We start from the raw sequence: 11,790 nt of genomic DNA on the forward strand, positions 1-11,790 counted from the left end.
CCCATTCTAGGACGGCCCCGAATCCTCGTCGACCCACCGCCGCCCAAAGGAGGCAACGCTGCTGGCGCAAAATCCTGACGCAAATCATTCGGCGCAATTTGCAATTGCATCATCCTCGCGGACTTTTTGCCTCTACGCTTCAGAGGCCAACGCCCTGACAGCGGAGTGTCCCGTGTTTGCAAATCTGTTGATCATTCTCGCCTCGTCCCTGGTGGTGATCGCCCTGTTCCGCCGCCTGCGACTGCCGCCGGTGCTGGGTTACCTGTGCGTGGGATTACTGGTCGGGCCGAACGCGTTCGACTGGGTCAACGAGAGCGAACATCTGCCGGATGTCGCTGAGCTGGGCGTGGTGTTTCTGCTGTTCTCGCTGGGCCTGGAGTTTTCCCTGTCGAAGATGATTGCGCTGCGCCAAGTGGTGTTTCGCCTGGGCAGTCAGCAAGTGCTGATCAGTACAGCGCTGCTCGGCACACTTTTGATGGGGCTGGGCATGCCGCTGATGCCAGCGCTGTTGCTCGGTGCCGGTTTATCGCTTTCATCCACGGCGATTGTGACCAAGGAGCTGGGCAGTCTCGGTGAGGTATTCAGCAGCCACGGTCAGAACGCGGTCGGCGTGCTGCTGTTTCAGGACGTCGTCGCGGTGTTGCTGCTGACGCTGGTGCCCGTGTTCGCCGGCGCCAGCGCGCAGGCCTGGTACTGGGCCTTGCCGTTGACCCTGGGCAAAACCGTGGTGCTGTTCTTCGGCCTGCTGCTCGCCAGTCGCTGGTTATTGCCACGGCTGTTTCATGAGGTGGCGGCCTCGCGCTCTGCGGAGCTGTTCGTCCTGCTGGCACTGGTGATCGTGCTGCTCACCGCCTGGCTCACGCACCTGTTGGGTCTGTCACCCGCCCTCGGCGCGTTTCTCGCGGGCATGTTGCTTGGTGAAAGCCACTACAGGCACCAGATCGAAGCTGACATCCGGCCATTCCGCGACATCCTGCTCGGGGTGTTTTTCGTCAGCATCGGCATGCTGATCGACCTGCAACTGTTCGTCAGCCACAGCCTGTTGATCATCGCCCTGACCCTTGGCCTGATGCTGATCAAGGGCATCGTGGTGGCGCTGCTGGTGAAGTGGCGTGGCAGTGACAGCGAAACCGCGTGGCGCAGCGGCCTGGCGCTGGCCCAGGGCGGCGAGTTCTGTTTTGCGCTGATGGCGCAGATGCAGCAGAACAGCCTGCTACCGGCCGAACCGGGTGCCCTGCTGCTCGCGGCGACCTTCTGCTCGATGCTGCTCACGCCACTGCTTCTGCGCGCGGCGCCGCGGATTGCCGCCGCGCTGCATCACAAGCCCAATCAGGAAGCGCAGATCGAACAGATCAGCGCGCTCAATGCCGATCTCGACCAGCACGTGGTGATCTGCGGCTACGGCCGCGTCGGCCAGTCCATCGGTCGTTTCATGGGCAACGCGGGACAATCCTATGTCGCGCTGGACAACGACCCGGTGCGGGTACAGGAAGCCGCGTCCGCAGAAAGCGACGTGCATTACGGCGACTCGGCGCGTGGCGACCTGCTTGTTGCGGTGGGCCTGTTACGCGCCAGGCTGCTGGTGATTGCCGTCGATCAAAGTGATGTGGCGTTGCGCATACTTCGCGAAGCCCGCCGACTCAACCAACAGGTGCCGATTCTGGTGCGCACCCGCGACGACAGCCAATCCGCCGAGCTGAGAGCCGCCGGCGCCACCGAGGTGGTGCCGGAGCTTCTGGAGTCGAGCCTGATGCTCGCTTCACACGCGCTGATCATGCTTGGCCTGCCCGCGCATAAAGTGCAGGAGAAAGTCGATCAGGTGCGCATTGATCGCTATCGCCTGCTCCATGGTTTCTATCCCGGAGCCAACGATGAGGAAATCTAGTCCTGACTCACCGCGCCGATCTTGTGCAGTGACAGGTCGGCGCCGTAATACTCTTGTTCCTGACTCAGGCGCAGCCCATGCAATGCCTTGATCGCGCCATAAACGACAAAGCCGCCAACCAGCGCCACCGCGACGCCGAGCGCGGTGCCGATCATCTGGCTGATCAGGCTGACCCCGCCGAGGCCACCCAGCGCAGTCTGGCCGAAGATGCCGCAGGCAATCCCGCCCCAGACGCCACACAGGCCGTGCAACGGCCACACACCCAAGACATCATCGATACGCCATTTGACTTGCGCAGCGGTAAAGCACCAGACAAACAAGGCCCCGGCAATCGCCCCCGTCACCAGCGCACCGACCGGATGCATCAGGTCGGATCCGGCGCAAATCGCCACCAGACCGGCCAACGGCCCGTTGTGCAGAAAGCCCGGGTCATTGCGCCCGACGATCAACGCCGCAACAGTACCGCCGACCATGGCCATCAGCGAGTTGACCGCGACCAGGCCACTGACACCTTGCAGGGTCTGCGCGCTCATCACGTTGAAGCCGAACCAGCCGACAATCAGGATCCACGAACCCAATGCCAGAAACGGAATGCTCGACGGCGCAAACGCGACCAGGCGCCCATCGCGATAACGACCATTACGAGGTCCGAGCAGCAAAACAGCGGCCAATGCCAGCCAACCGCCCATGGCATGCACCACCACCGAACCGGCGAAATCGTGGAACGCCGCGCCAAACTGCGCCGCCAGCCAGCCTTGCAAGCCGAAGTTGCTGTTCCAGATCAATCCCTCGAAGAACGGATAGATAAACGCCACGATCAGCGCCGTCGCACACAACTGCGGGACGAAACGCGCGCGCTCGGCAATGCCGCCGGAAATGATCGCCGGGATCGCGGCAGCGAACGTCAGCAGGAAGAAAAACTTTACCAGTCCATAGCCATGGTCGGCCGTAAGCACTGCAGCCGGTTGCATGAAGGTGACGCCATAGGAGATCCAATAGCCTATAAAGAAATAGGCCAGGGTCGAAACGGCGAAGTCGCTGAGGATTTTCGCCAGTGCGTTGACCTGGTTTTTCTGCCGGACCGTGCCGACTTCGAGAAAGGCGAAACCGGCGTGCATCGCCAGTACCATGACCGCGCCGATCAGAATGAACAACGTATTGGAGCCGTGAACCAGCGTGTCCACAGCGCTTTGCAGATTTTCCATGGAAGGCAGACCTGAAGGCTAAAAAGGCACCAAAGCGGTTCATGGACGAACTTCATGCACCAAGTTGCGACCAGACAGTCATCCGACCGCAGGGTCGATGAACTGATTTGGCGCACAGGTCGATGTCCGATAACGAACCGCGAGCAAATGAATTAGAGTTTTTCTGCTGGACGCCCGGCAACAGCGCACTCACACCTGGCGACGCACCACGACACAGCAAAAGTTGTACCAGCCATTTGCACTGAACCTTCACGCAAGGCTCATACTCGAAAGCTTCAACGCCACCTACGGAGATCCACCAATGGCCAGCATCAAGGCAAAGACTGCTCAAGAAATCCTGATGAACGACTTCCAGACCCTGGTCGCCGACACCGAACGCTTGCTCGAGCACACCAAGACCCTCGCTGGAGACCAGGCCGATGAGCTGCGCGCACAGATCCACGACAGCCTGTTGCGCGCCCGGGAAACTCTGAAAGTGACTGAAGACACGCTGCGCGAGCGCGGCCAGGCGGCGGTCACCGCTACTGAAGATTATGTGTCGGCCAACCCATGGCAGTCGGTGGGCATCGCTGCCGGTGTCGGTTTCCTGATCGGCCTGCTGGCCACTCGGCGCTGATCATGTCGATCGGTGAATCCGGCCCGACTGCGGGCACCGCCTCCTCCACGCGTCGTCTCGGCGCCGCCGTTCTGGGCCTGCTGCACAGTCATGTCGAATTGTTCGGCATCGAATTGCAGGAGCAGAAATCACGCACTGTCAGCCTGCTGCTGTTCGCCGGTCTGGCACTGGTATTCGCCCTGCTGTTGCTGGTGGGTCTGTCGACGCTGGTGATGATCATCTTCTGGGACACCTACCGCCTGGCGGCGATCATCGGCCTGTGCGTTTTCTATACGCTGGCGTCGATCTTCTGCGGCCTGCGTCTCAAAGCCGCGATTTTCGATGAGTCCTCGCCTTTCCACGGCACGCTCGAAGAGCTGGCCAACGACCGGGAGCGTCTGCTGCCATGAGCCTGCCTGAACTTCCGCACAACAGCTCGCGCCGGGAAATGCGCAAGGCACTGATCCGCCTGCGCATGGAAATGCACCGTCAGGAAATCCGTCACGAAACTGCGCAAGTGCTCCTGCCGTTACAGCGCATGCGTGGCATGAAGCAGAACGTGCAGGACGGTTTCGGTATCAAGCATGCGCCGTTGTGGGGCGTGGCGGCGGTAACGCTGCTGGGCTTCCTCACCGGCAAAGGCTCGAAACGCAGCGGCGGTGGCGGTCTGACCCGACTGCTGCGTCTCGGCACCACGCTCGGACCGCTGATCAGACTGGTCATGCACAGCTCGGGCAAACGCTGAGTCGACGTCTCTGGCTACAATCTTGCAATAGCGCCGGGATGAATCTCCTTATCGGGGGGTTCAATCCCGCGTGCCTGTCCAACAGACGCGGCCCAACGAACAATAAGATTAAGGACTTGCCGTGATCGACGGGCACCCGCTCGCCTGCTTTCAGCCTTTCATCGATACCGCCACCGGACGCATAGCAGGCGTCGAAGCACTCGGTCGCTTGCGCCAGAACGATGGTCAATTGAACTCCGTCGGACCGTTGTTCGCCGATCCGCGCACCCCGGCCACTGCCCTGCGCCGTCTCGACCGGCAGATCCGTGACCACGCACTGAGCCGTCTGCATGAAGCGCCGGCCGAGTGGTTTCTCAGCTTGAACATGTCGCCACGCTGGATCAGCCGCCTGCGCGCCGACCAGGCCTTGCCCAGTCTCAAGCAATTGGCGCAACACGACATTGATCCGCAGCGGATTGTGTTTGAAATCACCGAACTGGGTGGCAATAGCGAACGCCTGGCCCACGTGGTCGCGCGCTACCGCGAGGCTGGAGCAAGAATCGCCATAGACGATTTCGGCGCCGGCTATTCGCAGCTGGATCGGGTGCTGGCCCTGCAACCGGACATTCTCAAACTCGACATGCGTTTGTTTCAGGCTGCTGCTCTTGGCGGTCCGAGCAGCGATGTGGTCAAAGCGCTCGCGCAGATGGCCGAGAAAACCGGCTGCTGGATCATCGCTGAAGGCGTCGAAACCGAAGCGCAGCTGAATTTCGCTCTGGAATGCGGCTCGCGCTACGTGCAGGGATTTCTCTTCGCCCGAGCGCAAGAAGAGTTCTTCGCTACGGATGCTTTCGTCGCACATTTCGCTCAACTGCGACAACGCTACGTGAATCAGAAACTCAGCGAGCGAGGGCGGCTGATGCAGATGCGCCAACAGCTCAGCGAGTTGATGGCGATTCTGCAGCAATGGGCGCAGGCCCGCGCGCCGCTTAGCGCGCTACCTCAACTGCAGGCGTTTCCGTGGCTGCTGCGTTTTTATCAGTGTGATCGTCACGGCACGCAACTGACGCCCAACCTGGAATGGCGTCACGATGGCTGGTTCGCCGATGATCGCTACCTGGGGCATAACTGGTCGTGGCGACCGTACTTCTACCATCTGCTCGCCGAAGGCTGGGAAGAACGGCGCCTGACCCTGTCCAGTACCTATCGCGATGCCACCAGCAACCAGTATTGCCTGACCGCCGGGCAGTTCTTCGACAACGGGGAACGCCTGCTGTTGATCGATATCGACGCGGCGGGCCTGTAGTTCTGCTTGCAGGCACGGGGCCGAACCGGGAAGCTAGGGCGATCAGTCACCAGACGGAGAGAATCAGCCTTGGATTGGCCTACCCTGCTTAACCGCGAACGCCTCGGCAAGCCGCTGCACAGCCCGCAAGAACTCGGCCGCAGCCCCTTCCACAAAGACCATGACCGCATCATTTTCTCCGGCGCGTTCCGCCGCCTCGGGCGCAAGACCCAAGTGCACCCGGTCACCAGCAACGATCACATTCACACGCGCCTGACCCACTCGCTGGAAGTCAGCTGCGTCGGCCGGTCGCTGGGCATGCGTGTCGGTGAAACCTTGCGCAGTGCGCTGCCGGAATGGTGCGACCCGGCCGACCTGGGCATGGTGGTGCAATCGGCCTGCCTGGCTCACGATATCGGCAACCCGCCGTTCGGCCATTCCGGCGAAGACGCCATTCGCCACTGGTTTCAACAAGCCGCCGGACGGGGCTGGCTTGACGGCATGAGCGACGCCGAGCGCGGTGATTTCCTCAATTTCGAAGGCAATGCACAAGGCTTTCGCGTGCTGACGCAGTTGGAATATCACCAGTTCGATGGCGGCACACGCCTGACCTACGCGACGCTGGGCACCTATCTGAAGTACCCGTGGACCGCGCGCCACGCTGATTCCCTCGGCTACAAGAAACACAAATTCGGCTGCTACCAGAGCGAACTGCCATTGCTCGAACAGATCGCCCACAAGCTTGGCCTGCCGCAGCTTGAAGATCAGCGCTGGGCACGCCATCCATTGGTGTATCTGATGGAGGCCGCCGATGACATCTGTTATGCGCTGATCGATCTCGAAGACGGTCTGGAAATGGAGCTGCTCGAATACGCTGAAGTCGAGTCGCTGCTGCTCGGCCTGGTCGGCGACGACTTGCCGGAAACCTATCGTCAGCTCGGACCGCAGGATTCCCGCCGGCGCAAACTGGCGATCCTGCGCGGCAAGGCCATCGAGCACCTGACCAACGCGGCGGCGCGGGCATTTGTCGAACAGCAGGAAGCCCTGCTTGCCGGCACGCTGCACGGCGATCTGGTCGAGCATATGCATGGGCCGGCGAAGCGCTGCGTGTTGAACGCCAAGGACATCGCCCGCAAGAAGATCTTCCAGGACAAACGCAAGACGCTGCATGAAATAGGCGCGTACACGACGCTGGAGATTCTACTCAATTCGTTCTGCGGCGCTGCGCTGGAGCAGCACAACGGTCGCACGCCGTCGTTCAAGAGCAGGCGCATCCTCGACTTGCTCGGCAACAACGCGCCGGACCCGCAGGGTTCGCTGCACAGTTCGTTTCTGCGCATGATCGATTTCATTGCAGGTATGACTGACAGTTACGCCAGTGACATGGCGCTGGAAATGACCGGGCGTTCGAGCCATTGACCATCCCCGCGTTCAGCCGGCTGTTGATCAGGCCGGCTGAATGCCCAGTGACGTTTTCCAACATAAATGTCTGTAACGCACCTTTTTAATCCTGCCCAGGTGCAATTTCGCTGAAGGCATCTAAATACAACAAACAGCGCTGCGTTAAACACAACTTTAAACACTGGCAAAATATTTGAAGATCGCTTATTGGCCACGGATGAATTTCTATTCATAGCCAGCGACAGCCCCGCGCTTCCTTACGCCAAACCTAATTTTGACGTAGTCCATTTCCTCATTACACGTAGGACTAATCCGATAACGTAGTCGCGACACTACCAGTCCATGCGAGTGTTCATGCATCTGAGCTAAGGTGCGCGCTTTATTCATGCTTGCATGGGACTCTATTTATGAACTCCGTTTTTATTGTCGACGATCATCCGGTGATCCGCCTCGCCGTGCGAATGCTCCTGGAACATGAAGGCTACAAGGTCGTCGGTGAGACCGATAACGGTGTCGATGCCATGCAGATGGTCCGTGAATCCATGCCCGACCTGGTGATCCTCGATATCAGTATTCCCAAGCTGGACGGCCTTGAAGTTCTGGCCCGCTTCAACACCATGGGCGCGAACTTCAAGATCCTGATTCTGACAGCACAGTGCCCTACGCTGTTCGGCATTCGCTGTATGCAGTCTGGAGCATCGGGATATGTCTGTAAGCAGGAAGACTTGAGCGAACTGGTCAGCGCAATAAAAGCAGTACTCTCCGGTTATAACTATTTCCCCAGCCAGGCACTCAATCCGGTTCGCAGCGATGACATTCGATATGCCGAACTTGAATTATTCAAATCCGTCAATGATCGCGAATTGATGGTGCTGCAGTTATTTGCGCAGGGGCGCACCAACAAGGAAATCGCCAAGGGCATGTTTCTAAGTAACAAGACCGTCAGCACTTACAAAAAACGCCTGATGCAAAAGCTCAAAGCCAGATCCCTTGTAGAACTTATCGAGATGGCCAAACGCAACGCACTTGTGTGAGAGCCCGCATGCCCAGCCGTCTAAAGGAATACTTGATTGCCTTGAGCGCAGCCCTGTGCCTGAGCGCCAATGCATCTGCCACGTCAGGCGCTTCACCTGACTACGCCTTGCTCAGCCGCTCGGCAACCGAAGCCGTCCAGATTGTTCTGCAACCGCCCCAACAGCAATGGCGGCAGGCCCGCAGTGAACTGATACTGGGCGCTTCCGCACCTGACTATCCGCCGTTCGACATGACCGTCAGTGGCAAGGACTACGAAGGGCTCACCGCCGACTACGCAGGTATCCTCGGCCAGGCCATCGGACTACCGATCCGGGTGCGACGTTTCCCTTCTCGCGATGCTGCAATTCGCGCCCTGGTCGACGGCCAGATCGACCTGCTTGGCACAGCGAACGGTTACGAAGCGGGCAACGCCAATCTCGCGCTCTCCAGACCTTACGCGGTCGATCAGCCAGTACTGGTGACCCGCGAGGATGAAACCCGCTCTTTAACCGACGGCCTCGCCGGACTGCGCCTGAGCATGGTGTATCACTATCTGCCGCTGCCCGAGATCAAAGCGCTGTATCCCAAGGCGCTGATTACCTGCTATCCGTCCTATCAGAACGCAATCAATGCCGTCGCCTTTGATCAGGCCGACGTGTTTCTCGGCGATACCCTTTCCACCCATTACATGATCAACAAGGGGTATCTCAACAATGTGCGAATGGCCAATTTCGGCAAGCAGGAAGCCCAAGGGTTCAGCTTTGCCGTGCGGCGCGCCAATCCACAGCTGTTGAGCATTATCGACTCGGTGCTCGAAGCAGTCCCTGGCAGTCAGCGCGAGGACATCGCCAAACGCTGGAGCGCCGGCAGCGACCTGCTGCTCACCGACAGAAAACTCCAGCTGACGGATCGTGAGGAGAAATGGCTCAAGCAGCATCCCGTCGTCAGCGTGGTGGTCAATGAGGCCTATGCGCCGCTGACCTTCTTCGACAGCGCCGGCAATTTTCGCGGCATCAGTGCCGATCTCCTCGAGCTGATCCGCTTGCGAACCGGATTGCGTTTCGAGATTCAGCGCAGTCGCAACGATGCGGAAATGATCAGGCAGATCAACGAGCACAAAGCCGATCTGATCGCTGCCTTGCTGCCAAGTGCCGAACGCGAAAAAAACCTGAGTTTCAGCCGTCCTTATCTGGAAAATTCCTATGTGCTGCTGACGCGCAAAAGCGCCGACGGCCCGACCAACCTGGCGCAACTCAAAGGCAAGCGGTTGGCAATCGCTCAAGGCAACCCGCTCATAGAAAGCCTGCGACAAGAACACCCGGGCATCGAATTGATTGAAACACCTGACACTTTCAGCGCCGTGTCGATGCTCGCGGAAAATCACGTCGACGGTGCCGTGAACTCATTGGTGATCGCCAACTACTTCATTTCATCGCGCATCTTTGCCCGCCCCCTGCAGATCACCACCACGATCGGCACCGGCCAGGCCGCCTTCTCGCTGGCGACTGCGCGTGACAACACCGAACTCGCCTCGATCATCAACAAGGCACTGCTGAGCATCGCTCCGGAAGAACTCGGTGTGATCAACGGTCGCTGGCGCGGTTACTCCACCGCTTCGCAGAACATCTGGCAAAACTACCAGCGCCTGTTCTACCAGGTGATCGCCGCCGCCGGGCTGATCCTGCTGCTGTTACTGACCTGGAACGCCTACATGCGCCACCAGATCAAACAGCGCCAGGCAGCCGAACGCGCGTTGAACGATCAGCTGGAGTTCATGCGTTCGCTGGTCAACGGCACGCCGCATCCGATTTACGTGCGGGACCGACAGGGCCTGTTGCAAAGTTGCAACGACAGTTATCTCGAAGTATTCAACGCCAGACGCGAAGACATCATTGGCAAAGGCGTCATGCAGGGCACGCTGAGCAATGCCTTCGAAGCTCAGGCGTTTCAGGCCGATTATCAGAGGGTTATTGCCGAAGGCATTCCTCTGATACTCGACCGCCCCTTGCACATCGGCAACCGCCGCTTGACGATCTACCACTGGATCCTTCCCTATCGCGACTCCAGCGGCGTGGTCAAAGGGATCATTGGTGGCTGGATCGATATCAGCGAACGCCGCCAATTGTTTGAAGAACTGCGCGCGGCAAAAGAGCGAGCGGACGAGGCGAATCGGGCCAAGAGCACGTTCCTGGCGACCATGAGCCACGAAATCCGTACGCCGATGAACGCCGTGATCGGCATGCTCGAACTGACCCTCAAACGCATTGAGCCGCAGCATCCGGATCGCGCGTCGATCGACACGGCGTACCATTCGGCCAAGGATCTATTGGGGCTGATTGGCGATATTCTCGACATCGCCCGGATTGAGTCCGGGCGGCTGAGCCTGTGCCCGGAATGGATCAATCTGGTCGACACGGTGACGTCCGTCGCGCGCATCTTCGACGGCCTCGCGCGGCAGAAAAACCTTATCCTGCAAGTCGTCTTCAACCCGCCGGATCCGGCTGTGGATGTACACCTGGATCCGCTGCGCTTCAAGCAGGTGTTGTCCAATCTGGTCAGCAACGCGATCAAGTTCACCGAGCACGGGCACGTGCGGATTACTCTGGATCTGATGACGTCGGATACACCGGCACGGGCTTTGGTACAACTGACCGTGCAGGACAGCGGCGTTGGTATCAGTGCCGAAGATCAGCAACGCTTGTTCGAACCGTTTGCCCAGGCGGAAAATGCCAGCCCTCAAGCCAGAAGCGGCGCAGGACTGGGACTCGTCATCAGCCGCAACCTCTGCGAGATGATGGGAGGAAAGATGCAGCTGAGCAGCCAGCTGGGCATTGGCACTCAGGTCTGTGTGTCGCTGCCGCTGGACAGCCTGCCAGCGCAGGTCACTCCGGCAAGAAACGAGGCAGTGATCAAGCCTTCTGCAACGCCTCTGCATGTACTGGTCGTCGACGACCATCCAGCCAACCGCTTGCTGATGTGTCAACAGCTGGAGTTCCTCGGGCATCGGTTCAGCATTGCCGAGGATGGCTGCAACGGCCTGGAACTGTGGAAAACCGCGCATTTCGACCTGGTGATCGTCGATTGCAACATGCCATTGATGAACGGTTACGAGATGACCCGTGCGATTCGCCAGTTGGAGCTGCAGAATCGCCGACCGCCGTGCACGGTACTGGGGTTCACGGCCAATGCTCAGCCCGAGGAAGTCCAGCGCTGCAAACTCGCCGGCATGAATGATTGCCTGTTCAAGCCGCTGAGTCTGACCTTGCTCGGGCAGTGGATCGACGGGATCACGCCGACTTCGCCCGCACCGGTGTTCGACCTGCAGAGCCTGAGCCTGCTGACCGGCAGCAACCCGGCGCAGACGCGCCGCATGCTCGTGGAGCTGCTCAAAAGCAGCCGCCTCGACCGCCAGGAACTGCTCGCGCTGTCGCCCGAGGACGATCGCGAAGCGCTGGCCGTGGTCGCCCACAAGATCAAGGGCGCGGCACGCATTGCGCAGGCCACACGGTTGATCGAATGTTGCGATGCCCTCGAAGAGGCTTGCCTGCACGCGCTCGCCACGCAGGAGATCGCCCGCCGCTGGGCGGCCACCAGCCAGGCGATGCTCGACCTGGAACAGGCTCTGCAGCATCAATTGTCGCTGGCTGATCAAGGCACACTGAGCGAGTCTTAACTATGCTT

General features: G+C 59.7%; 9 protein-coding genes. 8 read left to right on the forward strand and 1 reads right to left on the reverse strand.

The annotated features are described in order from the left end of the window. Positions 1-172: 172 nt before the first annotated feature. The gene (locus J2Y90_RS23805) at positions 173-1,885 is read left to right on the forward strand and encodes a cation:proton antiporter (protein ID WP_253503999.1); all 1,713 of its coding nucleotides are present in this window, start codon (positions 173-175) and stop codon (positions 1,883-1,885) included. Here the strand turns inward: J2Y90_RS23805 and J2Y90_RS23810 are convergent. Further along, a complete protein-coding gene (locus J2Y90_RS23810) occupies positions 1,882-3,090 on the reverse strand; it encodes an ammonium transporter (RefSeq protein ID WP_253504002.1) in 1,209 nt (402 codons plus the stop codon). The two genes, J2Y90_RS23805 and J2Y90_RS23810, sit on opposite strands and share 4 nt — an antisense overlap. A gap of 301 nt (positions 3,091-3,391) precedes the next feature. Between J2Y90_RS23810 and J2Y90_RS23815 the strand changes: the two genes are divergently transcribed. The 7 genes from J2Y90_RS23815 to J2Y90_RS23845 all read left to right on the forward strand — a co-directional run bounded on the left by J2Y90_RS23815 (position 3,392) and on the right by J2Y90_RS23845 (position 11,782). Further along, positions 3,392-3,706 carry a DUF883 family protein gene (locus tag J2Y90_RS23815; protein WP_016770842.1) on the forward strand — a complete coding sequence of 105 codons (315 nt, stop codon included), beginning with the start codon at positions 3,392-3,394 and terminating at the stop codon, positions 3,704-3,706. A gap of 2 nt (positions 3,707-3,708) precedes the next feature. Further along, positions 3,709-4,095 (forward strand): phage holin family protein, encoded by a 387-nt coding sequence (locus J2Y90_RS23820; RefSeq protein WP_008079909.1) that lies wholly within the window; start codon positions 3,709-3,711, stop codon positions 4,093-4,095. Next, positions 4,092-4,430, forward strand: a complete 339-nt coding sequence (locus tag J2Y90_RS23825) for a hypothetical protein (RefSeq protein ID WP_253504005.1) — start codon at positions 4,092-4,094, stop codon at positions 4,428-4,430. Before J2Y90_RS23820 ends, J2Y90_RS23825 begins: the two co-directional genes overlap by 4 nt. 121 nt (positions 4,431-4,551) lie before the next feature. Further along, positions 4,552-5,715 carry an EAL domain-containing protein gene (locus J2Y90_RS23830; RefSeq protein WP_253504008.1) on the forward strand — a complete coding sequence of 388 codons (1,164 nt, stop codon included), beginning with the start codon at positions 4,552-4,554 and terminating at the stop codon, positions 5,713-5,715. A gap of 69 nt (positions 5,716-5,784) precedes the next feature. Continuing rightward, complete coding sequence (locus J2Y90_RS23835; RefSeq protein WP_253504011.1) at positions 5,785-7,113, forward strand: deoxyguanosinetriphosphate triphosphohydrolase; 1,329 nt, start codon at positions 5,785-5,787, stop codon at positions 7,111-7,113. A 389-nt stretch (positions 7,114-7,502) separates the two neighbouring features. Beyond that, positions 7,503-8,129 (forward strand): response regulator transcription factor, encoded by a 627-nt coding sequence (locus J2Y90_RS23840; protein ID WP_253504014.1) that lies wholly within the window; start codon positions 7,503-7,505, stop codon positions 8,127-8,129. Between the two features lie 8 nt (positions 8,130-8,137). Then, positions 8,138-11,782 carry a transporter substrate-binding domain-containing protein gene (locus tag J2Y90_RS23845; protein ID WP_253504016.1) on the forward strand — a complete coding sequence of 1,215 codons (3,645 nt, stop codon included), beginning with the start codon at positions 8,138-8,140 and terminating at the stop codon, positions 11,780-11,782. Positions 11,783-11,790: the final 8 nt, after the last annotated feature.

It is taken from the genome of Pseudomonas koreensis, from assembly GCF_024169245.1.
Classification (GTDB): Bacteria; Pseudomonadota; Gammaproteobacteria; order Pseudomonadales; family Pseudomonadaceae; genus Aquipseudomonas; species Aquipseudomonas koreensis_F.

Excerpts from the sequence above, each read along its gene's own strand:
- J2Y90_RS23810 (WP_253504002.1), bottom strand. The coding sequence starts at position 3,090 with ATGGAAAATCTGCAAAGCGCTGTGGACACGCTGGTTCACGGCTCCAAT.
- J2Y90_RS23815 (WP_016770842.1), top strand. The coding sequence starts at position 3,392 with ATGGCCAGCATCAAGGCAAAGACTGCTCAAGAAATCCTGATGAACGAC.
- J2Y90_RS23825 (WP_253504005.1), top strand. The coding sequence starts at position 4,092 with ATGAGCCTGCCTGAACTTCCGCACAACAGCTCGCGCCGGGAAATGCGC.
- J2Y90_RS23845 (WP_253504016.1), top strand. The coding sequence starts at position 8,138 with ATGCCCAGCCGTCTAAAGGAATACTTGATTGCCTTGAGCGCAGCCCTG.
- J2Y90_RS23840 (WP_253504014.1), top strand. The coding sequence starts at position 7,503 with ATGAACTCCGTTTTTATTGTCGACGATCATCCGGTGATCCGCCTCGCC.
- J2Y90_RS23820 (WP_008079909.1), top strand. The coding sequence starts at position 3,709 with ATGTCGATCGGTGAATCCGGCCCGACTGCGGGCACCGCCTCCTCCACG.